Annotated in this window: 25 protein-coding genes and 1 pseudogene; 18 read left to right on the forward strand and 8 right to left on the reverse strand. The window is 29.8% G+C overall.

The genetic code is table 11. The annotated features are described in order from the left end of the window. The first annotated feature begins 3 nt into the window (after positions 1–3). The 12 genes from mraY to U8307_RS12040 all read left to right on the forward strand — a co-directional run bounded on the left by mraY (position 4) and on the right by U8307_RS12040 (position 12,024). The gene (gene mraY / locus U8307_RS11985; RefSeq protein ID WP_326908196.1) at positions 4–984 is read left to right on the forward strand and encodes a phospho-N-acetylmuramoyl-pentapeptide-transferase; all 981 of its coding nucleotides are present in this window, start codon (positions 4–6) and stop codon (positions 982–984) included. A 48-nt stretch (positions 985–1,032) separates the two neighbouring features. Then, positions 1,033–2,406, forward strand: coding sequence for a UDP-N-acetylmuramoyl-L-alanine--D-glutamate ligase (gene murD, locus U8307_RS11990; RefSeq protein ID WP_326908198.1), 1,374 nt, complete (start codon positions 1,033–1,035; stop codon positions 2,404–2,406). Continuing rightward, positions 2,381–3,502 carry a putative lipid II flippase FtsW gene (gene ftsW, locus U8307_RS11995; protein ID WP_326908201.1) on the forward strand — a complete coding sequence of 374 codons (1,122 nt, stop codon included), beginning with the start codon at positions 2,381–2,383 and terminating at the stop codon, positions 3,500–3,502. The genes murD and ftsW overlap by 26 nt, the downstream gene beginning before the upstream one ends. Positions 3,503–3,622: 120 nt before the next feature. After that, entirely contained in the window at positions 3,623–4,744 is a 1,122-nt protein-coding gene (gene murG / locus U8307_RS12000; protein WP_326908203.1) for an undecaprenyldiphospho-muramoylpentapeptide beta-N-acetylglucosaminyltransferase, read from the forward strand. Positions 4,745–4,804: 60 nt separating this feature from the next. Then, entirely contained in the window at positions 4,805–6,064 is a 1,260-nt protein-coding gene (gene murA / locus U8307_RS12005) for a UDP-N-acetylglucosamine 1-carboxyvinyltransferase (protein WP_326908205.1), read from the forward strand. 58 nt (positions 6,065–6,122) lie between these two features. Further along, positions 6,123–6,929: a cell division protein FtsQ/DivIB gene (locus U8307_RS12010; RefSeq protein ID WP_326908207.1), complete on the forward strand. Its 807-nt coding sequence runs from the start codon at positions 6,123–6,125 to the stop codon at positions 6,927–6,929. Further along, positions 6,926–7,639, forward strand: coding sequence for a DUF881 domain-containing protein (locus tag U8307_RS12015; protein WP_326908209.1), 714 nt, complete (start codon positions 6,926–6,928; stop codon positions 7,637–7,639). Before U8307_RS12010 ends, U8307_RS12015 begins: the two co-directional genes overlap by 4 nt. A gap of 52 nt (positions 7,640–7,691) precedes the next feature. Beyond that, positions 7,692–8,405, forward strand: coding sequence for a DUF881 domain-containing protein (locus U8307_RS12020; protein ID WP_326908211.1), 714 nt, complete (start codon positions 7,692–7,694; stop codon positions 8,403–8,405). A gap of 12 nt (positions 8,406–8,417) precedes the next feature. Then, positions 8,418–8,762 carry a DUF1290 domain-containing protein gene (locus tag U8307_RS12025; RefSeq protein WP_326908213.1) on the forward strand — a complete coding sequence of 115 codons (345 nt, stop codon included), beginning with the start codon at positions 8,418–8,420 and terminating at the stop codon, positions 8,760–8,762. A gap of 94 nt (positions 8,763–8,856) precedes the next feature. Continuing rightward, a complete protein-coding gene (gene ftsZ, locus U8307_RS12030; RefSeq protein ID WP_326908215.1) occupies positions 8,857–9,978 on the forward strand; it encodes a cell division protein FtsZ in 1,122 nt (373 codons plus the stop codon). A gap of 212 nt (positions 9,979–10,190) precedes the next feature. Beyond that, positions 10,191–11,780: an ABC-F family ATP-binding cassette domain-containing protein gene (locus U8307_RS12035; RefSeq protein WP_326908217.1), complete on the forward strand. Its 1,590-nt coding sequence runs from the start codon at positions 10,191–10,193 to the stop codon at positions 11,778–11,780. A 13-nt stretch (positions 11,781–11,793) separates the two neighbouring features. Further along, positions 11,794–12,024, forward strand: coding sequence for a hypothetical protein (locus U8307_RS12040; RefSeq protein ID WP_326908219.1), 231 nt, complete (start codon positions 11,794–11,796; stop codon positions 12,022–12,024). 16 nt (positions 12,025–12,040) lie between these two features. On the opposite strand, the gene U8307_RS12045 is transcribed toward U8307_RS12040, so the two are convergent. Further along, a complete protein-coding gene (locus tag U8307_RS12045; RefSeq protein WP_326908220.1) occupies positions 12,041–12,301 on the reverse strand; it encodes a hypothetical protein in 261 nt (86 codons plus the stop codon). Positions 12,302–12,571: 270 nt separating this feature from the next. Between U8307_RS12045 and U8307_RS12050 the strand changes: the two genes are divergently transcribed. Together U8307_RS12050 and U8307_RS12055 are read left to right on the forward strand one after the other, a co-directional pair. Continuing rightward, on the forward strand, positions 12,572–12,772 hold the full coding sequence (locus U8307_RS12050) for a cold-shock protein (protein WP_326908222.1): 201 nt from the start codon (positions 12,572–12,574) through the stop codon (positions 12,770–12,772). Positions 12,773–12,947: 175 nt separating this feature from the next. Continuing rightward, positions 12,948–13,871 carry a polyprenyl synthetase family protein gene (locus U8307_RS12055; protein ID WP_326908224.1) on the forward strand — a complete coding sequence of 308 codons (924 nt, stop codon included), beginning with the start codon at positions 12,948–12,950 and terminating at the stop codon, positions 13,869–13,871. Positions 13,872–14,117: 246 nt separating this feature from the next. Here the strand turns inward: U8307_RS12055 and murC are convergent, their stop codons facing one another. Beyond that, positions 14,118–15,473, reverse strand: coding sequence for a UDP-N-acetylmuramate--L-alanine ligase (murC, locus tag U8307_RS12060; RefSeq protein WP_326908226.1), 1,356 nt, complete (start codon positions 15,471–15,473; stop codon positions 14,118–14,120). 277 nt (positions 15,474–15,750) lie between these two features. Between murC and tsaE the strand changes: the two genes are divergently transcribed. The 4 genes and pseudogenes from tsaE to U8307_RS14630 all read left to right on the forward strand — a co-directional run. Further along, entirely contained in the window at positions 15,751–16,221 is a 471-nt protein-coding gene (gene tsaE, locus U8307_RS12065; RefSeq protein WP_326908228.1) for a tRNA (adenosine(37)-N6)-threonylcarbamoyltransferase complex ATPase subunit type 1 TsaE, read from the forward strand. Further along, positions 16,202–16,897 (forward strand): tRNA (adenosine(37)-N6)-threonylcarbamoyltransferase complex dimerization subunit type 1 TsaB, encoded by a 696-nt coding sequence (gene tsaB, locus U8307_RS12070; RefSeq protein WP_326908230.1) that lies wholly within the window; start codon positions 16,202–16,204, stop codon positions 16,895–16,897. Before tsaE ends, tsaB begins: the two co-directional genes overlap by 20 nt. A gap of 40 nt (positions 16,898–16,937) precedes the next feature. Continuing rightward, positions 16,938–17,381, forward strand: coding sequence for a ribosomal protein S18-alanine N-acetyltransferase (gene rimI / locus U8307_RS12075; protein WP_326908232.1), 444 nt, complete (start codon positions 16,938–16,940; stop codon positions 17,379–17,381). 547 nt (positions 17,382–17,928) lie between these two features. Continuing rightward, a pseudogene (locus U8307_RS14630) lies at positions 17,929–18,486 on the forward strand (M15 family metallopeptidase); the annotation flags it as partial. A 78-nt stretch (positions 18,487–18,564) separates the two neighbouring features. Here the strand turns inward: U8307_RS14630 and U8307_RS12085 are convergent. The 6 genes from U8307_RS12085 to U8307_RS12110 all read right to left on the reverse strand — a co-directional run bounded on the left by U8307_RS12085 (position 18,565) and on the right by U8307_RS12110 (position 25,771). After that, on the reverse strand, positions 18,565–19,374 hold the full coding sequence (locus U8307_RS12085; RefSeq protein ID WP_326908236.1) for an undecaprenyl-diphosphate phosphatase: 810 nt from the start codon (positions 19,372–19,374) through the stop codon (positions 18,565–18,567). A 318-nt stretch (positions 19,375–19,692) separates the two neighbouring features. Beyond that, positions 19,693–21,585 (reverse strand): molecular chaperone HtpG, encoded by a 1,893-nt coding sequence (gene htpG, locus U8307_RS12090; protein ID WP_326908237.1) that lies wholly within the window; start codon positions 21,583–21,585, stop codon positions 19,693–19,695. Positions 21,586–21,764: 179 nt separating this feature from the next. Next, entirely contained in the window at positions 21,765–22,289 is a 525-nt protein-coding gene (locus tag U8307_RS12095; RefSeq protein WP_326908239.1) for a peptidoglycan-binding domain-containing protein, read from the reverse strand. A 43-nt stretch (positions 22,290–22,332) separates the two neighbouring features. Next, positions 22,333–23,799: a peptidoglycan-binding protein gene (locus U8307_RS12100; protein WP_326908241.1), complete on the reverse strand. Its 1,467-nt coding sequence runs from the start codon at positions 23,797–23,799 to the stop codon at positions 22,333–22,335. Between the two features lie 10 nt (positions 23,800–23,809). After that, positions 23,810–25,213, reverse strand: a complete 1,404-nt coding sequence (locus U8307_RS12105; protein WP_326908243.1) for a peptidoglycan-binding protein — start codon at positions 25,211–25,213, stop codon at positions 23,810–23,812. A 12-nt stretch (positions 25,214–25,225) separates the two neighbouring features. Continuing rightward, a complete protein-coding gene (locus U8307_RS12110; protein WP_326908245.1) occupies positions 25,226–25,771 on the reverse strand; it encodes a hypothetical protein in 546 nt (181 codons plus the stop codon). Between the last annotated feature and the right edge of the window lies 1 nt (position 25,772).

Below are 25,772 nucleotides of genomic sequence, written 5' to 3' on the forward strand. Positions count from 1 at the left end.
AAAATGCAGGGTAACGAACAGATAATCAGAGTAATAATTGTATCTTTCCTAATAGCTTTATTTTTAGGGCCAGTTATTATACCAATTTTAAGGCGTTTAAAAGTAGGACAAAGCATCCGAGAGGAAGGGCCTAAGTCACACTATAGCAAGTCGGGTACACCTACTATGGGAGGTGTCATTATTATCCTTGCGATATTAATATCAATAGGAACAAGTGGCTATTATAAACAAGAAATTTTTGCTGTAATGTTTTTTATTATGGGATTTGGTCTAATTGGTTTTATTGATGATTATATAAAAATTGTATTAAAAAGAAACTTAGGATTGAGAGCATATCAGAAAATTTTAGGTCAAATATTTTTTGCTTTTTTGTTAGCTTATTATAGTAAAAATTATAGTATAAATGGAACAGAACTATTAATACCGTTTACCAATGTAGAAATTGATTTAGGACCTTTGTATATACCTTTTATTGTATTTGTAGTTTTAGGTACAGTTAATGCAGTTAATTTAACTGATGGATTAGATGGCTTAAATACGGGTATTACTCTAATAGTTATGGCAGCATTTAGTTTAATAGCAAATAGTCTTAGTCTTAGATATGTTGACCCTATATATCATGGCATATCTATAATTAGTGCAGCTGTGTCTGGAGCATGTCTTGGTTTTCTAAAACACAATGCTCACCCTGCAAAAGTATTTATGGGAGACACAGGTTCTTTAGCATTGGGAGGGGCAGTTTCAGCAGTTGCAGTATTAACTAATTTAGTTCTTCTAATTCCAATTATAGGAGGCATATATTTTGCCGAAGCATTATCTGTAATAATACAGGTTTTACATTATAAGAGAACTCATAGAAGAATCTTTAAGATGGCGCCTATTCATCATCACTTTGAAATGAGTGGTTGGAAGGAAACAAAAGTAGTTGGAGCTTTTTGGATTATAACAGTAATATTGGCTTTCATAGGAATTTATTCAATATAAAAACATAAAATAAAAATAAGGTAGCTTTTTAGAAATGAGGTTAATGTGATGTTTAATAATAAAAAAATCCTCGTAATAGGACTTGGTGTTTCAGGAATATCTTGCGTAAAGGGATTAAGTACTCTTGGGGCAGAAATTTATGTATATGATGAATCACCAAAGGAAAAGAATATAAACAAGTTAAAGGAACTAGAGAAAATCAAAGCAACATATTATTTTGGTAGCCATCGTGATAATATTAATTTTGATTTAATTGATTTGGCTATAAAAAGCCCTGGTATTAAATATGAAACATCTATTATTAAAAAACTTTTACATATGAATATAAAAGTAATAAGTGATTTAGAAGCTGCATATTTAATAACTAAAGCTACGATAATTTCTATAACAGGTACAAATGGTAAAACTACAACTACTACACTAATTGGTGAAATAGTCAAGAAAGGTGGCATTAGCTGTAAACTTACTGGTAATATAGGCTCTGGAATATTTAATGATGCATTAAACTCGACTGAGGAAGAGGTTCTTGTTGCAGAAGTTAGTAGTTTTCAGTTAGCAGGTACGAATGAATATAAACCTCATATTAGTGTAACTACAAATATTACTCCAGATCATTTGGATTATCATCAAACAATGGATAATTATATAGAAGCAAAATTCAAAAATGTTTGCAATCAAGGAAAAGATGATTATGCAATATTAAACTATGAAGATAGAATTATAAGAGAATACAGTAATAAAATTAATGCTAAGAAAATATTTTTTAGTACTGAAAGAATTTTAGATGAAGGTATATTTATTGATGAGGGCAAAGTTTTTTATAAAGATAAATTAAATACTAAATTTGTTTTTAATGTAGCCGATATATTTATACCTGGAAAGCATAATGTAGAAAACGCCTTAGCAGCTACTGGCGCTGCATTAGCATTGAAAATAGAACCAGAAATAATTGCTAAAGTATTAGAGGAATTCAAAGGTGTTGAACATCGTTTAGAATTTTGTGGAGAATATAATGGTGTTAAATTTTATAATGATTCTAAAGGAACTAATCCTGATGCATCTATTAAAGCTGTAGAAGGTATTGAAAAACCTATAATATTAATAGCTGGAGGCTATGATAAAAAATCAACATATGATGATTTTATAAAATCTTTCGATGAAAAGGTAAAAGCTTTAATACTATTAGGTCAAACAGCAGACGATATCGAGAGATGTGCAAAAAAATATGATTTTCATAATATTTATAAAGTACTAAATATGGATGAAGCAGTAAAAAAATCTTTTGAATTAAGCGGTATTGGAGATAATGTTGTTCTTTCACCTGCTTGTGCAAGTTGGGGAATGTATCCTAACTATGAAGTAAGAGGGAAAGATTTTAAGGAAAGGGTAAAATATTATGGAGGAATCAATACGCAAAGTTAAGAAAAAAACCATCGATTGGTTACTAGTTTTTGTAATATTAATATTAGTACTTTTCGGTTTTTTAATGGTTTACAGTTCTAGTTATCCAGATGGTTATTATAAATTTGATGGAGATCCTTTTTATTTCCTTAGAAAACAGGTTTTTGCAGCTATAATAGGGTTCGCTGGGATGATATTCATTACATATATACCATTCAAAGTGTATGCAAAACTTAATAAAATTATATTGATGACATGTATTGGATTTGCTTTATTAACTGTTATTATTGGAGTAGCATCTAATGGAGCTCAAAGGTGGATAAGTATTGCTGGTATAAATTTTCAGCCATCTGAAATAATTAAAATTGGTGGAGTTTTATATATGGCTGACTATTTTGATAGAAATAGAAAAAACATAGGATCTTTTTCAAAAGGTTTTATTCCATCGATGCTTGGGATATTATTATTCTGCGGTCTAATTGCAATACAGGATGACTTAAGCACTGCAATTATATTAGGAGGAACTCTTCTTGTAATGTTTTTTTGTGCAGGTGCTAAAATATCACATTTAACATTATTAGTTTTATGTGGTATTGGAGGAGTGGTGCTTTTGATTGCAATGCAACCGTATAGGATAAATAGAATTATAGTGTTTTTTGATCCTTTTAAATATATTCAGGATGAAGGTTGGCAAATAGTTCAGTCTCTTTTCGCATTAGGAACTGGAGGTCTTTTTGGAATGGGTATAGGTAAAAGTAGACAAAAGTTTTTTTATTTACCAGAGCCATATAATGATTTTATATTTTCTATTATAGGTGAAGAATTAGGATTTATTGGATGTGTCGGAGTTATATTAGCTTTTGTAATATTTGCATGGAGAGGTCTTAGAATTTCTATGAATACAGAAAACTTTTTCGGAAGTCAAGTTGCATTAGGTATGACATCTTTGGTCTTAGTCCAATTTATGATACATATCGCTGTAACTACATCCTCTATGCCACCAACTGGAAGGGCTCTGCCTTTTATTAGTGCTGGAGGTTCTTCGTTGATGTTTTTACTGTTTTCCATGGGTATTTTATTAAATATTTCAAAACATTCAAATACATACAGAAATTGACATATTATAATATTGTCTCCAAAGTAATAGTCGAAATTATTGGGCAAAGAGAGATTTTTGGTAATAAATTCAGAATGACATAGTTTAAATTATATATTGACTAAGGAATGGGATAAATTAATGAGAGTATTGATTACAGGAGGAGGAACTGGTGGACATATAAATCCAGCTTTGGCAATAGCACAGAAAGTCAGGTCTGCAGATTCTTCAAATAAAGTTTTATATGTAGGAACTAAAAATGGTTTGGAAAGTGATTTAGTTCCAAAAGAAGGTTTTGAATTTAAAGGTGTTACGGCTAGGTATTTAAGACGAAAAATCAGCTTTGAAAATGTTAAGACCTTGTTTGCTTCATTAAAGGGTGTTATAGAAGCAGGTAAAATAATTAAAGAATTTAAGCCTGATATTGTAATAGGAACTGGCGGTTATGTATGTGGTCCAGTTGTCCTTGCTGCTTCTTTAAAAAATGTACCCACAATGCTACATGAGCAAAATGTGTTTCCTGGTATAACTAATAAAATGTTATCTAAGTTTGTTGATGTTATTGGAATTAGTTTTAAAGAAGCTGAAAAATATTTTCCAGATGGTGTTAAAGGTAAACTTGTTTTAGTTGGAAATCCTGTCAGAAAGGAAATTTTGACTACTGATAGGAGAAAGTCAAGAACTAAGTATAATTTAAAGCTAGACGATATTTTTATATATTCTTTTGGTGGTAGTGGTGGCCAGATAAGTTTAAACGAAGCTATAATAGATGTAATAAAAAAAATTAATGGGAACAGTAATATTAAAATTCTACATGTAACAGGCAAAAGATTATATAATGATTTTATTGAGCAAATTGAAAAAATAGATATTAATACTTGCGAGAATATTGATATTAGAGATTATATGTATGAAGCGCCAACTGCCCTAGCTGCATCTGATATTGTTATTGGTAGCGCCGGGGCAATAACAATTGCTGAAATTACTGCATTGGGAGTTCCTTCTATCTTAATACCTAAAACTTATACTGCTGAAAATCATCAAGAATTTAATGCTAGAGCTCTAGAAAAGGAAGGTGCTGCCAAAGTAATATTAGAAAAAGATTTAAATGGCGAGGAGCTCATAAAAGCAATTTACGATATTATTAATGATAAAAATACTTTAAAAACAATGTCTTTAAATTCTAAAAAACTTGGTTCTGTTAATGTAGAGGATAAAATTTACGAAATAATGAAGAGTATTCTTAACTATAGCCAGAAGTAACAAGTAAAATTATTTTGCATAACATATATTATGTTATTAACTTGTTGCGGAGGGATAAAAATGGAAAGCTTTATTATAGAAGGAAGAAAAAACTTAGAAGGTATAGTAGATATAGGTGGATCTAAAAATGCAGCTCTTCCGATTTTAGCAAGTACGGTAATTAGCGGCAGAGAATATATTATTGAAAATATACCTGATATTGAAGATGTAAGAGATATGTTTGAAATACTTACAATTATGGGTTGTAAAATTCAATTTGATAATGGCATTGCTTTAATAGACACAAGGAATATTACTACTCATGCTGTACCGGAAAAGCAAGTAAGAAAAATAAGGTCTTCTATAATTTTAATGGGAGCAGTCCTTCTAAGAACAGGCAAAGTGGAAATCACTTATCCTGGAGGCTGTGAAATTGGTTTAAGACCAATAGACTTACACCTTAAAGGTTTAAAGAAGTTAGGTGTTGAATTGTTAGAAAAAAATGGTCTTTTAGTAGGATCTGTAAAGGAACCATTAGGTTGTGAAATTCAATTAGATTATCCAAGTGTAGGGGCAACAGAAAATATTATGTTGTTTGCTGTTGGCATATCAGGGAAAACAGTTATTTATAATTCAGCAAAAGAGCCTGAAATTGTTGACTTGCAGAATTTTTTAAATGCTTGTGGTTATTCAGTGAGTGGAGCTGGTACTGGTACAATTACTATTGAAGGAAATACTAATCAAGTTACAGAAACTGTAGAATATAAGATAATTTCTGATCGTATTGAGGCAGGAACATATTTAAGTGCAGCAGCATCAATGAAGAGTAAAATTTACATAAGGAATATTGAAAAAACTCATTTTAAATCTATAACATCAGTATATGAAGATGCAGGTTGTGAAATACGAGAAACTCATGGAACTATAGTTGTTAGTAATAATAGTCGCTTAAATGCAATAGAAAAAGTTACAACTCAACCATATCCAGGATTTCCTACAGATATGCAGGCACAATTTATGGCTTCAATGTCTGTAGCTAATGGAACGACAATTATTGAGGAAACTGTATTTGATAGCAGATTTAAGCATGTGCCAGAATTGCAAAAAATGGGTGCTGATATTACTACAGTAGGTAGGGTAGCTGTTATTGATGGAGTACCAAGGCTTCATGGTGCTGAAGTATATGCTAAGGATTTAAGAGGTGGTGCAGCATTAGTTATAGCAGCTTTAGGAGCAGAAGGAATTACAAAGGTTAATAATATATATCATCTAAATAGAGGATATGAGAAATTTATGGAAAAGTTAAGAAATTTAGGGGTAATTATAACTACGATAGATTGAAATACGAATAAATTTATTTATGCAGGAATTTAGAATTGAAGTTAACTAAGGAATAATTATGGCTAAGCAAAGAAAAAAACAAATGAGAAAACGTAGTAGAAAAAAGAGAAAAGTTAGTAAACTATTTATCAGTACAGCAGCTTTTTTTACGGCTGCTGTAGTTGTAGTTTATTGTATTTATTATGTTTACTTTAAAACGCCATATTTAGATTTAATTGCAATTGACATTATTGGGAATGAATTCTATGATAATGAATATTTAAAAAAAATTTCAGGCATAGAGATTGGAGAAAAAATATTTAGCATTGATAGAAGTTCGATAAAAGAGATTCTTGAAAAAGAAATTTACATAAAGGAAGCTAGAGTTTTGTATGAACTTCCTAATAGAGTTTATATAGAAGTTGATGAGAGGAAAGAAAAATACCAGATAGCTTATAATAATGAATTTATTTGTTTGGATGATAATGGAATAGTATTAAACAAATATAGTGAAAAAAGTGATTTATTAACTATTGAAAGTTTAACGGATGTAATATACAATATAGGTGATAGAATAGAGTTTAAAGGGATTGATGATATAAATGCTGTGTTTGATGCTTTAGAATACTGTAAAACGGAATTTGGAAGCGAAACAGTGACAAAAATAACGGTGGCAGAAGAAAACAGTGTAATAATAGACACTGAATATGATACTAAAATTAGAATAAACTTAAAAAACGATTTAAAATATCAAATTAACTTTGCGATGGAAATTATTAATGATAGATTAAATAATAATTTAACTGTTGCTTCAGATTTAATAGATTTTACTAAGGGGGATAGTCCTGTGTATATTGAGGATTTTCAAATGGAGGATAATATATGAAAAAACCGTGGGACAAGGCAATTTTATTTGCTATAAGTTTAGCATTAGGTTTAATACTTATGATGCAGTTTGAAACAAAACAAAATGTATTGGGAAATAATACAACAGATGAAAAAACTGTTGAATTAAATAATGAATTAACAAAATTGACTATTATAAAGAATGAATTAAGTGAGGAAATTGAAAAATTAAAAGAAGAAGCTAAAATAAATGAAGCAGTTTCAATGGATAGAGAAAGTGAAATTAATAGATTACAAGAAGAAATAGATAAGCAAAAAATTTTATCAGGATATTATGATGTAAAAGGGCCGGGAGTTATCATAAAAATTAATTCTGAGCCAAATTCATTTGTTAATTTAGCTTCGAGCCATCAATATATATTAGCTCTTATAAGTTATTTGAATAATGCTGGTGTTGAGGCCATATCAATTAATGGGCAAAGATATACAAATTATACTGAAATTATTCCTGTTTTAGACCATATAAATGTAAATGGAGTAGCAATGGTTCTTCCTTTAGAAATTAAAGCAATAGGATATCATAAAACAATTGAAGCGTCATTGAATTTTGTTGGAGGCATTGTTTCGCAAATGAGTCAAGTTGGATATACAATTGAAACAGAATATGTTGATGAAGTTTTGATAAATCGCTATGATGGAGAAAAAGAATTTAAATATGTTGTACCAATACCACCAGAAGAATTTGAATAGACTAGAAAATGATGCTGAAATAAAGAATCAATCTTTGATTGGAGGTTTTTAATTGAAAGATAAATCTATTAATTTAATATTATTTATACTTACATTAATAGCTACAGCAGGGATAATAATAGGAGTAGATACTGACATAGATGAAAATTCTATTTATTCTTTAAAACATATCAATAGTTATGAACAAAATATTAATGATTTAAGGCTTCTAGTAGATAATTTAGAAGGAGATTTAATTGTGCAAAAAGAATCTCTAAGTTATTATAATAATCCTAATTATATTGACGATATTAATAATATGAATAGCTTTTTGGAGGAACTTAGATTATATAATGGATTTACTGATGTGCGAGGACCAGGAATTTATTTAAGAGTATCTGATAGCACAAGTGATGATGTTGACATGGATATTATGGATAAAATAGTACATGATGTAGATATAACTGTTTTGTTAAATGATTTAAAAAGTGCTGGAGTAGAAGCAATAGAGGTTAATGGTAAAAGAATAATTAATAAATCTGAGGTAGTGTGTGCAGGACCTCTTTTAAAAATAAATGGTGATGGAGTGCCTGCTCCATTTATTATTAGAGCCATTGGTGATATGGATGAATTATATAAAGCAGTTACTGAAAAAGGTACATACGCATATGATTTAAAAAATAAATATGGAATGGAAGTAGCTGTAATGAAAAGTTACAATGTATCGATACCTAAATTTTATGAAAACAATTATAATGTAGAATATGCACAAATAGTTGAAAGATAAGGGGAGAAAAGTATGTTATATGTAGTAGCAGGTTTAATATTGGGAATTTTAGCAGGATTTAATTTAGATTTTGTATATAATCCTGAATATGTAGTATATATATCACTTGCAATTTTAGCTATAATAAACACTATCTTTAATATTTTGTCAGAAAATATAAAAGGACAACTAAGTAATTTTAAAAGCTGCTTATTTTTGATTTCAGATTTATTATTTGCTCTTTTTTTAGGATTTGTTGGTGAGCAACTAGGATTACCTATTTATTTAGCCGCTGTTTTTGCTTTTGGTAATAATATTTATAAAAATATAAGGGTTATAATAGACTTTTTCCTTGAAAAATTTAATAAAAACAGGTAAACTATATAAAAAAAAGTATGAAAGTTTTCTAAATTGTGATATAATGTCAATCAGAATGTTAGTATGAAAATTACTCTTGGTAGGAGGTTAATATATGTTTGAATTTGAAGAACCATCAGAAAGACTAGCTAATATTAAGGTAATCGGTGTTGGTGGTGGTGGAAATAATGCTGTAAATAGAATGATAGATGCTGGTGTTAGAGGCGTTACTTTTGTAAGTGTCAATACGGACAAGCAAGCATTGTATACATCAAAAGCGGAAATAAAGTTTCAAATAGGAGAAAAGTTAACAAACGGTCTAGGTGCCGGTTCTAAACCTGAAATAGGAGAAAAAGCAGCTGAAGAAAATAAAGCTGATATTGCAGAATTAGTAACAGGTGCAGATATGGTTTTTATAACTGCAGGAATGGGTGGCGGTACTGGTACTGGTGCAGCTCCATATATTGCTGATATAGCTAGATCACAAGGAATTCTTACAGTTGCAGTTGTAACAAAGCCTTTTATGTTTGAAGGAAGAAATAGAATGCGTAATGCTGAGCTTGGGTTAAAAAAATTAAAGGAGAATATTGATACTTTAGTTGTTATTCCAAATGACAAATTATTGGAAATTGCTGATAAAAAAACAACAATGCTTGAAGCTTTTTCATTAGCGGATGACGTTTTAAGACAAGGTATTCAGGGTATTTCTGATTTAATTGCTATTCCAGCTATAATGAATTTGGACTTTGCTGATGTTGAGACAATCATGTCTGGACAAGGATTGGCACATATGGGAATAGGACAGGCCACAGGTGAAAATCGTGCTATTAATGCTGTAAAACAGGCTATTCAAAGTCCTTTGCTAGAAACATCTATAAATGGTGCAAGAGGGGTATTATTAAATATAACTGGTGGCACCAATATGGGTATACATGAAGTTAATGAATCTGCAAGACTTATAGAAGAAGCAGCTGATCCTGAAGCAAATATTATTTTTGGTGCAAATATTGATGAAACAATTGGTGATTCAATTAAAATTACGGTTATAGCAACTGGATTTGGAGAAAACCAGGAAAAAGAAAATTCAAATAAAAGTAAATCTGATTTAGCAAAAGACAAAACTAAAAATGTTAAAGCTGATAAAACTGATAAAGCAGGCAAACCAGGAAACAATACAGAAAATGACAACCCATTTGATTTTAAAATACCTGATTTTTTAAATAAAAAACCTAGATAAGAGTATTATAAATAGGGGGTTTGGTAGAATGCTAAACCCTTTTTGTATTGGATTGAAATATACTGGCTAAAATTAGCAATAATTAATTACTGATTTGTATATTGCTTTATTAGTATTAATATGATATCCTTTGTAAGTTGTTTTAGATTAAACGGAAAAAAATGTACCTTAGGTACTGATAATATAAAATTAATTATAGTAAGGATGAAGACATGATAACTGTAACAAATTTAAGTCTCCAATTTGGTGGGAGCAAATTATTTGATGATGTTAATCTAAAGTTTGTTCCTGGTAATTGTTATGGAGTAATAGGAGCAAATGGAGCAGGAAAATCAACTTTCCTTAAAATTTTATCAGGAGAAGTTGATCATACTACAGGTGAAATATCAATTCCCTCCCAAATAAGAATGTCAGTTTTAAAACAGGACCATTTTAAATATGATGAATATGAAGTAATGGAAACTGTTATAATGGGTAACAAAAGGCTTTATGAAATAATGAAAGAAAAGGATGCACTATATGCAAAAGAGGACTTCTCAGATGAGGATGGTGTAAAAGCATCTGAATTAGAAGGAGAATTTGCAGAAATGAATGGTTGGGAAGCTGAAACAGAAGTTTCACAATTGTTGCAAGGATTAGGAATTGGATCTGAAATTCATAATTCTTTAATGAGAGAGTTAAATGGTGGAGAGAAGGTTAAAGTAATGCTTGCGCAGGCATTATTTGGTCAACCTGGTATAATACTTCTTGACGAGCCTACAAACAATCTTGACATTGAATCTGTTAGGTGGCTTGAAGACTTTTTGCTAAGTTTTGAAGGTACAGTGATAGTAGTATCGCATGATAGACATTTTTTAAATACAGTGTGTACGCATATTGTCGATATTGATTATAAAAAAATAAAAATGTATGTTGGAAATTACGATTTTTGGTACGAATCAAGTCAACTTATGCAACAGCTTATGAAAGACCAAAACAGGAAAAGAGAAGATAAAATTAAGGACTTGCAGAACTTTATACAAAGATTTTCAGCTAACAAATCAAAATCTAAACAAGCTACTTCAAGAAGAAAACTTCTTGATAAATTGTCAATTGAAGAAATGCCTGCATCATCGAGGAGATATCCTTTTGTTAAGTTTACTCCAGATAGAGAAGTTGGTAATGAAATATTAACAGTAGAAGGATTGTCTAAAAAAATTGATGGGATAGATATACTAAAAAATATATCATTTAGAGTAAATAAGAAAGATAAAATAGCATTTATCGGAGAGAATGAACTTGCTCAAACTACTTTATTTAAAATATTAGTAGGAGAAATTGAACCAGATTCTGGAACGATTAAATGGGGGCAGACAACAACTCAATCGTATTTTCCTAAAGATAATTCAAAGTTCTTTGATGTCAGCAATTTTAACCTTCTTGACTGGATGAGACAGTTTTCGGAAGATCAATCGGAAAGTTTTTTACGAGGATTTTTAGGAAGAATGCTTTTTTCAGGTGATGATGTTTTAAAGTATGCTAAGGTGTTATCAGGAGGAGAAAGAGTAAGATGTATGCTTTCCAGAATGATGCTTTCTGGATCCAATGTACTTATTCTTGATCAACCTACAAATCATTTAGATCTTGAATCAATAACTGCGTTAAATAATGGTTTAATTGATTTTAAAGAAATTGTATTATTTGCATCACATGATCATCAATTCACTCAAACTATTGCAAATAGAATTATAGAACTTACTGATGATGGGATGATTGATAGGCAAATGACATATGATGAATATTTAGAAAGAAAGCAGAACTAGAAGAGGTGATGTAATGATTAAAAAGTGTGCTCAGCAAATGAGCTTTGAAGACTTTAAGGATGCTATAAGCCCAGAAATGCTTAATGAATTGACAAAAATGAATATATCATATAATAGAGCATACAGTCTCTTTCAAAACATACTCAAAGAAACCCAGATTGATGAAAATGATGATATTGGAACAATGGAGAGTATTGTAAGAAATATTATTTTAGATTATAATGATGATGTATTAGCTAATTAAAGCTAATACATCTTCTTTATATTATCTGAACAAACTTTATGGAGTATATATCACATACTAATAAATCGTTAGATTGCACCATTTCTAGAACTATGTAATCATTTCCAGTTTCTTTAAGGATTCCTTCTTTTGAAACTAAAGTATTATCTCCTACTAAAAAATCTACTTTAACAAATCTTTTTATAGATTTAGATAGATAATTTTGTAGATAATTCGACTTGTCATCAATTTCGTTTATTTCATTCTCTTCAAAAGATTTAAACTTTAAAACTTTCATATTATCACATCCATTATTAATATTATATTTTAAATTTACATACATTATATTATTAGAAATATGTTGAAATTGTTACTATAAAATGAGGTATTTATAAATTTTACTATTTGACAAAATGGACCTTTTGTGTTATAGTATTACTGTATTACAGATGTATTTATAAATTTCACATGTTTCTAGAGATTATATGTACTGTTTTGTATGTAATCTGTAGAAATATGTGAATTTTTTTATCTACAATGCAATATAAATAATAATTAGGAGGTACTCATGAATAAGGGTACAGTTAAATGGTTTAATTCAGAAAAAGGATTTGGATTTATTACAAAGGAAGATGGAGATGATGTATTCGTACATTTCTCAGCTATAAATGGAAATGGATTCAAAGCTTTAGAAGAAGGTCAACAAGTTAGCTTTGATATTACACAAGGTGCAAAAGGCGATCAAGCTACTAACGTAACTAGAATATAAAACCACATGAAAGACTGGAAATTATTCCGGTCTTTATTTTTTTATTATATAGGAAAGTTCTTCTTTCCTATAAAGTTTCAAATCTTGATTTACAGTATCTAGACTATATGTTATAATAAAAAACAATTATCTTTAAAATATTTAAAAGTACAGACTGTTAACTATAATGGTTAACATGTCTTTATTAAGTATAAGGCTTGGTATTATAATGGATTTTAAACAATGGTTCGAAGAAAAGTCAATGATTATAAATAATAGCTTGAATGAAATCTTTAAAACAGAAGAGAATCCTCAAATGATAGTATATGAAGCTATGAATTATAGCTTATTATCAGGAGGTAAAAGGTTGCGTCCAGTGCTTTTATTAGGAGCATATGAAATATTCAATGAGGAAATTAAATTAGCAATGCCCTTTGCCTGCGCTATGGAAATGATACATACATACTCTTTAATACACGATGATTTACCAGCTATGGATAATGATGATTATAGAAGAGGAAGATTATCAAATCATAAAGTGTTTGGTGACGCTACTGCTATATTGGCAGGAGATGCATTATTAAATAAAGCTTTCGAAATAGGACTTCAAGCTTCAATAGAATCTAATTTGAACATAAAACAGGCAGCAAATGCCCTTTCTATTATTGCAAATTCTTCTGGTACTGAAGGAATGATTGGGGGGCAGATAGTTGATATGTTTGGTCATGATGAAATTTTAAATATTGAGGATTTAAAATATATGTATGCCCTAAAAACTGGTGCTATTATTAAAAGTAGTGTCGTTGCAGGAGCTATTCTAGGTGGTGCAGATAATGATGAGGTATTGGCACTAGAAAAATATGCAGAAAATATAGGGATAGCTTTTCAAATAGTAGATGATATATTAGATGTGACAGGAACACAAGAGAAAATAGGCAAAGCAGTTGGCAGTGATAAAGCTAATAATAAGATTACTTATTTATCATTTGCAACTATTGATAAAGCAAAAGAACATGTTTATAAGTATACTGAAGAAGCAATAAATAGTTTATCAGTATTTGGTGAAAATGGAAGGTATTTAAAAGAACTTGCAAAATACCTCACAAAAAGAGAATATTAAAACTTATGCTGAACGAAAGAATAAGTGTAAAATTGTAAAGGTGACATATCATGATGATATGTCACCTTGTTTTTATTATATAGGAAAGTTCTCCTTTCCTATATAACAAAAAACGAGGATTGCAAAGGACGGAACGTCCTTGCCGTTAAGGGGGGTGCTCAGTAAAAATGCTTTAATAAAGCATTTTTACGCCGAAGGGGGACATAGGTCCCCCTAGCGGGTGTTGCGAAGCAACTCTTTTTATAATTATTTTACAGTGGATAGAAGGTTTATTATTTCATTTACATTTCCTGCACCCATTGTAATTATAGTGTCTTCTTTAGAAACTATTGTATCTAATATAGTCACAGCACTTACAAAATTTTCGGCGTAATAACTTATAGTTGAATTTTCATTTACTTTTTTTAATAAGTCTATGGATTGTATTTCACCAGTGTTTTTTTCTCTAGCAGCATATATGTCAAGTAAAATTACATAGTCTGATAATTTTAAAGCTTCTGCAAATTCATTAAGCAATAATTTTGTCCGAGAATATGTATGAGGTTGAAAAATAGTAATGACTTTTCCTTTAGAATAAGATTTTGCAGTCTCTAAAGTAGCTTTCATTTCAGAAGGATGATGTGCATAGTCATCTATTATTGTTGCACCTTTGTAGTTTCCTTTATATTCATATCTTCGATGAGTTCCTACGAATTTCTCAAGTCCTTTTTTTATGCTATTCAAGTCAACATTTAACATGATACATGCTGCAGCTGCAGCTACAGAATTTAAAATGTTATGCTCTCCAAAAATATTTAAATTAATTTGTGCAATTTCATTTCTTTTATGCATTAAGCTATATGAAGGTGTTGGATAACTTTTGATATTTGCAGGATAAAAATCAGCTTTTTCGCTTTTTCCAAAGGTAACAATTCTGCTTTTAATATTTTTAAATAAATTTGCATGTTCTACATTTATTACTAGATGTCCATTACGAGGGAGGTTTTGGGCATATTCTACAAAAGCACTTTCTATATCTCTTAAATCTCTAAAATAATCTAAGTGATCCGCATCGATATTTAATATTATTTCCATAGTAGGATTAAATTTTAAAAAGTTTCTTTTGTATTCACAAGCTTCAGTCAATAACATATTGTACGATCCATGCTTGAAATTACCATCAATTAAATCCATTTCTCCGCCTAAAAATATTGTAGGATCTAATTCAGTTTCCAATAATATGGAAGAAAGCATTCCAGTTGTTGTTGTTTTGCCATGTGTTCCAGAAACACAAATAGAATTATTATAGTTTTTCATTATAAAACCCAAAAATTCTGCTCTATCCATGATATGTAAATTTAATTCTTTAGATCTTAATAACTCAGGATTATCATCGGAAATAGCAGAAGTATATACAACTAAATCAATGTCTTCAGTTATATTTTCTTTTTTGTGAGATGAGTTAATTTTTGCACCCATTTTTATTAATTTATCAATAATGTGAGAATTGTTTTTGTCTGATCCAGATACTTTACAGCCTTCATCTAGCATGACAATTGCTAAAGCACTCATGCTAATTCCACCTATTCCAATAAAATATATATTAGTAAAATTTTTTTCCATGTAAAACTCCTTGAATATTTTAAAAATTTTCATACTATAATATATTATTAATATTATTCATATGAGTCTATAATTAATACAAAAATAATTATTTCGATATTATACGCACATTAAAATATTATAACATGTAAGGAAGTGGAGTTCAATTATTTTTTAAAGTATCACTAAACTGATTAAATTTTCTTGATTTTTACAATTCATATATGTATAATTAAAAACGACAGATATGCTGTGAATGAGGGATTATGGTAATAATAAATTTAATTAAGGATAAACGATGAAAATACATATAAATAATTTAAAAGACACTGAGAAGATAGGGAAAATTATAAGTAACATTTTAGAAGAAGGTACTGTTATATGTCTTGATGGAGATTTAGGTGCAGGCAAAACAACTTTAACACAGTTTATAGCAAAGGAATTTGGTGTTAATGGTTATATAACAAGTCCAACTTTTACTATAATAAAAGAATATAATGGAAGATTACCACTATATCATATGGATGTTTATAGAATAGGTTCAGAAGTTGAAATGTATGATTTAGGTTATGATGAATACATATATTCTAATGGAGTTACAATTATTGAATGGTCTATAAATATAAAAAACATGCTTCCGGAAAATAGAATTAATATTGAAATACAAAGAATTGATGAAAAATCCAGAATGTTTAATATTACTGGAAAAGGAACTACATATGAAAGATTAACAGAGGAGCTAATAAACTATGAAAGTACTTGCAATTGAATCAGCTTCAGTCATAGCATCATGTGCAATTTCTGAAGATGATACTATACTAGGTGAATTTACATTAGGTCATAAAAAAACTCATTCAGAAAAGCTAATGCCATTAATAGAAGAACTATTTGATGAACTGGAGATGAAGATTCAGGATATTAATATGATAGCTATTTCTGAAGGCCCTGGTTCTTATACTGGATTAAGAATTGGTGGAGCAATTGCAAAAAGTCTAGCCTATGCTGTTGATATTCCTATTGTAAACATACCGTCTATGATGTCTTTAGCGGCAAATATCTATAATACAGATAAATTAATTGTACCTATAATGGACGCAAAAGCTGGTAGAATATATACAGGTATATACAAATGGAACAATGAAAAATTATTTCCTGTTAAAAAACAATTTCCTTGTAATATTGATGAGTTAATTGAAAAATTAAATGATATTAATGAACCTGTATTATTTAATGGTGATGGTTCAATTAATTATAGAAAAACTATAGAAGAAAAGTTAAAAATCAAGCCTATTTTTTCACCTTATCAATATAATTATCTTAAGGCATCAACATTGACAATGTTAGGTTATGAAATGGCTAAGAAGGGTCAAACTATAAATCCATCACAATTTGTACCACAATATTTAAGATTATCTCAGGCGGAAAGGAATATAAAGTCTGAATAATATATAAGTATAAGATATTAGTGGGGGAGTTAGGTGTTAGATGGAAATTATTATTAGAAGTGTAAAACATAATGATTTAGATGAAATTATAAATATTGAAAAAAAATGTTTTTCATTACCTTGGTTGAAGAATTCCTTTGAAAAAGAATTATTAAATCAACTTGCATATTATGAATGTGCTGAATTAAACGGTAAAGTTATTGGGTATATGGGAATGTGGAAGGTAATTGACGAAGGTCATATTACAAATGTTGCAGTATTGCCTGAGTATAGAAATATGGGTGTAGCTTCACTTTTGATTGAAAAAATGATACAGGTATGTATATGTAGTGAAATAAATACCATGACTTTGGAAGTAAGGGAATCTAATAAAACTGCAATAAAGTTATATGAAAAATATGGATTTGAGGCAGTTGGAATTAGACCAAAATATTATCAAAAACCATTAGAAAATGCAGTTATTATGTGGAAAAAAATTGAATAATAATAGCACGTATAATGGCATTTACATTGCATGAGGAGACAAAATGAAAAGAAGAGACAAACACAAAAGAAAAAGACTTTTTATAATAGTAACAGCATTATTATTGTTTTTATTTATAACGATGTTGTTGAATATTGGAAAGTCAAAAAATGGTATCGAAGAAAATGATGTTGATGATAAGGAGACAAATAATGAAATAAACGAATCAGAAAATAAAGAAAGTATTTCAGAAATAAGAGTATCACCTGAAAGCTACAGAGCTTTTTCTGGAGAATCAATAAGTACAAATAACTTTAATGTTGAAATAGTATATTCATCAGGAAAGGTTGAAAGTATTAAAGATTATAATATTTCAACTGAAAGTCAAAAATTGACAATACAAGAAAATGAAATTAATGTTTCTGAAGAAGCTTTGACAGCTGATAAAGAATTATTGAAAATAGGCTATGATAATTTTGAAAAGGACATTATTATTAATATATTTAATAGGTTAGAGGATAATATTGATGAAAATGACTATGTAACTAATCCTAGTGCTTGCGATGTTTTAGTTAATAAAAGTAGAAATTTATCAAGTGATTATATTCCAGAAGATTTAGAAGTTTTGGATGATGTTCCAACTATACTACAAAATCCTGAAGTAAATCAACTTAGAAGTGTAGCTCATGAAGCTTTAAGGGAATTGTTTAAAGCTGCAAAAAAAGAGAAATCATATTTGTTATATGCACGCTCTGGTTATAGGTCATATAATACCCAAGATGCATTATATAATGCTTATATTTCTAATCATGGACAAGAAGCTGCAGATAAATATAGCGCTAGACCTGGTCAAAGTGAACATCAAACTGGACTTGCAATGGATATAACTTGTGGAGCGATGAATTATCAGCTGGATGATAGTTTTGGAGAAACTGAAGAAGGTAAGTGGGTATCGGAAAATGCTCATAGATTTGGATTTATCATTAGATATCCAAAAGGTAAAGAAAGTATCACAGGCTATTCCTATGAACCATGGCATTTAAGATATGTAGGAGAGTCCTTGGCACAGGAAATATACGAAACAGGCTTAACTTTGGAAGAATATTTCTTATCTATGGAAGAGTAATAAAGAAAAATTAGTGAGATTTTGATAGTAAAAGCAGGACGCAAATTTGCTTCCTGCTTTTATATTTTTTTGAAATTATTATACGAAATAAAAGTATCCTAATACCAATATTCCTAGAACAATTCTGTAATAGCCAAATGATTTAAAATCGTTCTTTCTAATGTAGTCTAATAAAAATTTGATTGCAAATATTGATACTATATATGCAATTAAGGAACCTACTCCGAGTACTAACCATTCAAAACTAGAGAAATTAAATCCTGCTTTTAACAGTTTTAATGCGCTTGCTCCCAACATTGTGGGAACTGCCATAAAAAAAGAAAATTCTGTTGCTATATATCTTGATGTTCCTAGTAATATTGCACCAATTATAGTTGAACCTGAGCGTGAAGTTCCAGGTATTAATGCTAAACATTGAAAGATTCCTATTGCAAAAGCTAATTGATATGTAATTGATTTAAAATCTTTTACTTTAGAAGATTTTCTCCCACCTTCGATAAAAATCATAATTACGCCATATATAATCAATGCTATGGCAACAGTTATTGGATTAAAAAACAATTCGTCAATTTTATCTTCGAAAAGCACTCCTACTATACCAGAGGGGATAATTGCTATAATAACTTTTATCCAGAGGGAAATTGTATCTTTTTTTTGGGTTAGTGTTTTTTTTGTTGAAAATGGGTTAAGTTTATTAAAATATAATGTAACTACTGCTAATATAGAACCAAATTGAATAACAACTAAAAAAGTATTAACGAAAACATCTGAAAAATTCAAACTAATAAATTCATCAACTAATATCATATGTCCTGTACTACTTATTGGTAGCCATTCTGTTATTCCTTGTACTATACCTAGTAAAATAGCCTTTAATATTTCTATCAATATAAATACCTCCAAACAAATAATACTTAGTATAACAATAATACTATGTATATTCAATAGTTAAAAATATATTTTCAACAAAAGAGAATCAGTGTAATAAAAAGAGTTGCTTCGCAACGCCGCTAGGGGGACCTATGTCCCCCTTCGGCGTAAAAATGCTTTAATAAAGCATTTTTACTGAGCACCCCCCTTAACGGCAAGGACGTTCCGTCCTTTGCAATCTTCGTTTTTTATTATATAGGAAAGGAGAACTTTCCTATATAATAAAAAAGGGGCGTTTTTAAGCGCCCACATAATTATATAGAATAGTTTATTTATCTATTGTAACAATTCATACACATCATTTGCATATTGAACTGGATCTTCAATTGTCAATCCTTCTATAAGCAATGCTTGATTATACAATACATTTGCTAATTTTTTAAGTTTTTCTTTATCGTTGTCAAAATCATTTTTTATTGTATTAAACATATTGTGATTAGTATTAATTTCAAGTATTTTTTCAGCATGAATATTTCCTGGATTGTCAGGCATAGTTTTTAATACCTTTTCCATTTCTATTGATAATTCACCTTCGCTCGCAAGACAAACAGGATGATTTTTTAATCTTTTAGAAGCTTTAACTTCTTTAACTTTGCCATCTAGAGCCTCTTTCATAAAGTTAAATATGTCTTTGTTTTTCTCTTTTACTTCATCATTTTCATTTTCATCAGGCTTTATATCTAAATCTGCACTTGATATATTTTTAAATTCCTTTTCTTTATATTTCATTAGTACTTTAATAGCAAATTCATCTATTTCATCAGTGCAATAAAGAATCTCATATCCTTTGTCAGCAACAACTTCTGCTTGAGGAAGTTTAGATATCTTATCTACAGTTTCACCAGTTGCATAATAAATATTTTTTTGTTCTTCCTTCATTCGTGAAACATATTCATTTAAAGTAACTAATTTTTTCTCAGTAGATGAATAGAATAATAATAAGTCTTCTAATAATTCTTTATGAGTACCCCAGTCGCTATAAACGCCATATTTTAATGTTCTTCCAAAATTATTAAAGAAAATTTCATATTTATCTCTATCTTCTTTTTGCATAGCTAAAAGTTCATTTTTGATTTTTTCTTGAATTTTCTTAGCAATAAATTGAAGCTGTCTATCATGTTGTAAAAGTTCTCTTGAAATATTTAATGAGAGGTCTGCAGAATCCACTAAACCTTGTACAAAACCAAAATAATCAGGAAGAAGGTCACTACATTTATTCATGATTAGTACACCGTTTGAATAAAGCTCAAGACCTTTATCAAAATCCTTTGTATAAAAATCAAATGGAACATTTGCAGGTATATATAAAATAGCATTGTAACTTGTTATACCTTCTACACTAACATGTATATATTTAAGCGGTTTTTCATAACCAAAATGTTTATCCATGTAGAAATTTTCATAATCTTCGTCCTTTAATTCACTTTTATTTCTTCTCCATATTGGAACCATGCTGTTTAATGTTTCATCTTCAAAATAATCTTCATATTCTTTTTCTTTGCCTTCTTCATCAGTTCCTTCTTTTACTTTACTTTTTTTGACCATCATTTTTATTGGATATTTAATAAAGTCAGAATATTTTTTAACCAGTGATTTGATATTATAAGGATCTAAAAATTCGTCATAATTTTCATCTTCTGTATTAGGTTTAATAACTAGGGTAATTTCAGTTCCAACAGTATCTTTTTCGCAAGGGGTAATACTATAACCGTCAGCACCGCTTGATTTCCATTTGTATGCTTCATCTGAACCTAATACCTTACTTTTAACTGTAACAGAATCAGCAACCATAAATGCAGAATAGAAACCTACTCCGAATTGTCCTATTATGTCAACTCCATCTTTATGTTCATTATTTTCCTTAAAATCAAAAGATCCACTTTTTGCAATAGTTCCTAAATTAGATTCTAAATCTTCTTTTGACATTCCTATACCTGTATCACTTATAGTAAGTGTTCTTTCTTCATCATTAATGGAAAGTCTTATGTAAAAATCATCTTTATTAAAAATAATATTGTTATCAGTTAGTGATTTGTAATAACATTTGTCGATTGCATCACTTGAGTTTGAAATAAGTTCTCTTAAAAATATTTCCTTGTGTGTATAAATAGAGTTAATCATTAAATCTAATAGTCTTTTTGATTCAGCTTTAAATTGTTTTTTTGCCATTTCATCTATTCCTTTCTAAGTTTAAGATAATAATTTATTTTAATTGCTTTCTTATAATTTAAAAACGAAAGCTTGTTAGCACTCTTGATTAATGAGTGCTAACTATATTTTAACAAATCATATTTTTTTGTCAATAGTTTTTAGAAAAAATGTATATAGTTCAGCACTGTTTTACATAATTAGTTGTCATATAGTCTGCAAACATTGTTAATGGTAGTTAAACTGTTCCATGCTTCTATATTTACCATACCAGTTACTGGCAGATTATTAGATTTTTGAAATTCCTTAACTGCAGCTTCAGTTTCACGGTCATATTTACCTGTAATTGAAACAGGGGGAAAGTTTTTATATTTATTATGGAAGTTATTAAGGATTAATTGTAAAAAATATACAACGGTTTCTTCATCTCCATATTTAAGTTCTTTAATTTTACTTGGAAAGCATGCAACTTGGTTTGGAGTTTGACAGCATTGTTTATGCATCTTTACTATTGAATTCCAAGTATTATAATCTACAGTTCCTGTTACCGGAAGGTTAGAATATTCCTGAAAAGCTATAACAGCTTCCTTTGTTCTAGCATCATATGTTCCAGAAGGAAGTATTCTAGGAATTTCTGGATGTTCTTTCGATATATCAATTAAATATAATTGAAGTTCTAATACAGGGTTTTCCCTTTTGTCTATATCTAAAATGTTTTTAGTCATTTTAACCTCCTAATTTTATTTTGATTAATAATAATTTATTATCTTATATAACTCCTGAATATTGTCCTGGAGTTCTTACACCGCTAAATCTTTGACTTCGGTATATATCTTCGAGCATAGACCAAGTATTTTCATCTACTATACCGGTTGGTTCTAAACCAACTAAATTTTGAAATTCAGTTACAGCAGCTGCTGTTGCTTCATCATATACACCATTAATTTCAACTGGTGGTATTTGAGGAACTGCTATGGAAATATATAACAACATTTCTTGGATAATTACTACACCAGCGTATTGTCCTTCAATACCTTCGTAATATTCGATGCCGGGGTACCTTAATCTAGGTAAAAAAACAGCTTCTGGAGGAATGGTTTCTAATATACCAAGAACAGTACTAAATAAAATATCCCACGTTTCTTGGTTTACAATTCCTGTTTCCGGTAAATTCATAGTTTTTTGAAATTCTATAACACCAGTTCTTGTATCGGAATCAAACATGCCGGTAATAGGTACAGCAGGGATTGTATCATAATATGCTGATAATACATTTAGAAAGTATTGTAAAATTGGAACTCCAGGTCTTGTATCACCTTCGTAAATTATTTGGGAATAAATATCTTCTAATTCACTTATTAGTAATCCTTCTGAAGATAATTCACCTAACTTGGTAACAGCAATATATATACGTCTAATTGCATACCATGTTCCTTGACCGACAATACCAGTAACTGGTAGATTGAATACACTTTGAAATTCTCGAACTGCAGCCTCTGTTGATTCATTAAATTCACCATTCAAAGGACTAATTCGAGGTATTCCGGGATAATTATTAGAAATTCTATCTAAGGAATGTTGAAATCTATAAACATTAATTCCTGAATCTCCAAGCTTTAATGGTTCTCCTGGATAAGTGTTTTGTATATCACTAAATGGAGCATCTGTTATAATTTCAATATCGTCTCCATAATAATATCTCAATATTTCAATGGGAGTATAACCTTCATTCGCTAAATCTACAGTTCCCCATTGATACATACCGTCACATTGTGAAATACGACCGTCGCAAAATTGTGCATAAATAGGTTGAATTTCTCCGCTTCTAACTATGTATTGATTAAAAATATCATCAACAATATTAGATATACTGTCAAAAAAACCTCTATTATGGACATATGCTTGATCGTAAACAGTTGAATTTGTAATATTAAAGTTATACCCTCTACTTCTATACCATTCAGTGAAAATTCTATTTAAAGCAACTGAAACAATAGCATGAATGTTTGCTCTTATTGCATTTTCTGGCCATGTTGGATATAGTTCACTGGAGCCAACATTTTTTATATAATCTATAAAAGGAACGGTAACATTTTCTGCATCCTCATCAGGGGCTCCTAAGTGAACAGTTATTTCTGTAGGAATAGTAATGAAATCTTCTGGAAGTATTGTACCAGGTAACATTATCTCTGATGATTTTATATCAGAGTCATACTTTTCATTTTCGTTTATCATATTTACCCCCCTAACTTATTATATCACCTGAAAATTGGCCATTGTTTCTGTATTCACCGAATCTTAAATTACGATAATTTTCAACAAGTTTGTTCCATGTATATTCATTTACTATACCAGTAGGATCTATACCAAAATAATTTTGAAATTCAATTATAGCATTTTCTGTAGCAGGGCCATAAATTCCATCTGGGTCAACTGTTGGCAGTTCCGTTAAAATAGTGGATATATACGATAGTATTTGTTGAATTATATATACATTTGGACCTTCTGAACCTCTTTCTAAAACTATTCCTGGAAATATTAAAGATGGTAATGCAATTGCAGAAGGAGGAAGTGTATTTAAAACACCTATTACACTGTTATACATTACGTTATATGTTTCTTCATCAATTAAACCAGTTTGCGGTATGCCCATAGTTTTTTGAAGTTCTAGCAAAGCAGTTCTAGTTTGGATTCCCAGTATGCCATCAATGTCAACAGGTGGAACTGTATTGTAGTATGCTGATAAAACATTAAGAAAATATTGAACAAGCTGTACACGAGGTACTACTTCACCTGTTTCTTCAGTTATATCAGTTGGTATCTCACTTATTGAAATTCCTTGGGAAGTTAGTTCAGCTAAATTTGTAACAGCTGTATGTATATTTCTTATTTTATACCAAGTACTTTTATCAACTATACCAGTAGTTGGCAAGTCGAATATTAATTGAAAAGTTTCTACTGCATTTATCATAGAAGGTCCATAGACAGCATCTACAGGAACTTTGGGTATTGCAGGAAAATTTGTTGATATAGTGTTAAGTAGAATTTGTAATAGTTGTATATATTGTCCGGAATCTCCATATTGTAATGGAGTTCCTGGGAATGTTTCTATCGGGTCACCTACTGTTGTATCTGTAACTAACGTAACATCATCTCCATAGTAATACTTTATTATATCAATAGGCGTATATCCTTGACTTGCCAATTCTACAGTTCCCCATTGATACATACCATTACACTGTGATATACGACCATCACAGAATTGAGCATACAGTGGCGACAATGAACCGCTTCTAACAATATATTCATCAAAAATGTTATTAACAATATTATCTATACGATCAAATATACCTCGGTTTTTAACAAAGTATTGATCATATTGAGTTGAATTTGTTATATCAAAATTATATCCTCTGGCTTTATACCATTCAGTGAATATTCTATTTAATGCTATTGATATAATTGCATGAATATTTGCCCTTAGGGCTACTTCTGGCCAAGTAGGATATAATTCGCTGGATGCGACGTTTTTTATATAATCAATAAAACTAACAGTTACATTTTCTGCATTTTCATCTGGTGCACCTAAATGTACGGTAATTGAGTTTGGTATTACAACAGTAGTAAGACCAGGAATTTGTATACTCATCTCTTAACCTCCTTAATCGTTAGAAATGTCAATTGGACTTGGTGGTATTATAAATGTTTGGTCAGGTCTTACCCCTGTTTCTCCGGGGATAACAGGGATTAAATCAATTTTATAGCTAGTTGTAATACCTGGAAATATTCGAACTTCTAATATATTTACTATATAGTAGTTTTCGGCTTGAATTCTCATATTGTAAGTTGTAAAATAATATCTAGAACTTTCAAAAGGATTTACCCTTGAATAATAAACAGGCAATTCTATTTTGGGAATTCGACCACTTTCGTCTGATACTAGGTTTGTTATTACTATTTCTTCACCTTCATCATCGTTGACATAAACTATTACAACTGCATTGGCTACAGGTAAAGCTCCTAATGCTGTAAAAACACCAACTGATATGTATCCTGTTTCACCAGTATCTATTATTAGATCCTCTGGGGTAGGAATTTCATCCGGTGGAGTTTCTTCGATTGTTGTTTCAGGAGGTGCTTCTGGGATTTCCATAGCTTTTACAAAAATATTCTTAGTTAGATAAGGCATATAATTATTATTTATCATT

Origin of the sequence: Sedimentibacter sp. MB31-C6 (assembly GCF_035934735.1) — a bacterium.
GTDB lineage: Bacteria > Bacillota > Clostridia > Tissierellales > Sedimentibacteraceae > Sedimentibacter.

Coding starts and splice junctions, on each gene's coding strand:
- murA (WP_326908205.1), top strand. CDS start 4,805: ATGGAAAGCTTTATTATAGAAGGAAGAAAAAACTTAGAAGGTATAGTA.
- tsaE (WP_326908228.1), top strand. CDS start 15,751: ATGAAAATACATATAAATAATTTAAAAGACACTGAGAAGATAGGGAAA.
- U8307_RS12040 (WP_326908219.1), top strand. CDS start 11,794: ATGATTAAAAAGTGTGCTCAGCAAATGAGCTTTGAAGACTTTAAGGAT.
- U8307_RS12050 (WP_326908222.1), top strand. CDS start 12,572: ATGAATAAGGGTACAGTTAAATGGTTTAATTCAGAAAAAGGATTTGGA.
- tsaB (WP_326908230.1), top strand. CDS start 16,202: ATGAAAGTACTTGCAATTGAATCAGCTTCAGTCATAGCATCATGTGCA.
- U8307_RS12095 (WP_326908239.1), bottom strand. CDS start 22,289: ATGACTAAAAACATTTTAGATATAGACAAAAGGGAAAACCCTGTATTA.
- U8307_RS12025 (WP_326908213.1), top strand. CDS start 8,418: ATGTTATATGTAGTAGCAGGTTTAATATTGGGAATTTTAGCAGGATTT.
- U8307_RS12055 (WP_326908224.1), top strand. CDS start 12,948: ATGTCTTTATTAAGTATAAGGCTTGGTATTATAATGGATTTTAAACAA.
- U8307_RS12045 (WP_326908220.1), bottom strand. CDS start 12,301: ATGAAAGTTTTAAAGTTTAAATCTTTTGAAGAGAATGAAATAAACGAA.
- murD (WP_326908198.1), top strand. CDS start 1,033: ATGTTTAATAATAAAAAAATCCTCGTAATAGGACTTGGTGTTTCAGGA.
- U8307_RS12110 (WP_326908245.1), bottom strand. CDS start 25,771: ATGATAAATAATAATTATATGCCTTATCTAACTAAGAATATTTTTGTA.
- U8307_RS12015 (WP_326908209.1), top strand. CDS start 6,926: ATGAAAAAACCGTGGGACAAGGCAATTTTATTTGCTATAAGTTTAGCA.
- U8307_RS12105 (WP_326908243.1), bottom strand. CDS start 25,213: ATGAGTATACAAATTCCTGGTCTTACTACTGTTGTAATACCAAACTCA.
- murC (WP_326908226.1), bottom strand. CDS start 15,473: ATGGAAAAAAATTTTACTAATATATATTTTATTGGAATAGGTGGAATT.
- U8307_RS12100 (WP_326908241.1), bottom strand. CDS start 23,799: ATGATAAACGAAAATGAAAAGTATGACTCTGATATAAAATCATCAGAG.
- murG (WP_326908203.1), top strand. CDS start 3,623: ATGAGAGTATTGATTACAGGAGGAGGAACTGGTGGACATATAAATCCA.
- ftsW (WP_326908201.1), top strand. CDS start 2,381: ATGGAGGAATCAATACGCAAAGTTAAGAAAAAAACCATCGATTGGTTA.
- htpG (WP_326908237.1), bottom strand. CDS start 21,585: ATGGCAAAAAAACAATTTAAAGCTGAATCAAAAAGACTATTAGATTTA.
- ftsZ (WP_326908215.1), top strand. CDS start 8,857: ATGTTTGAATTTGAAGAACCATCAGAAAGACTAGCTAATATTAAGGTA.
- mraY (WP_326908196.1), top strand. CDS start 4: ATGCAGGGTAACGAACAGATAATCAGAGTAATAATTGTATCTTTCCTA.
- rimI (WP_326908232.1), top strand. CDS start 16,938: ATGGAAATTATTATTAGAAGTGTAAAACATAATGATTTAGATGAAATT.
- U8307_RS12035 (WP_326908217.1), top strand. CDS start 10,191: ATGATAACTGTAACAAATTTAAGTCTCCAATTTGGTGGGAGCAAATTA.
- U8307_RS12010 (WP_326908207.1), top strand. CDS start 6,123: ATGGCTAAGCAAAGAAAAAAACAAATGAGAAAACGTAGTAGAAAAAAG.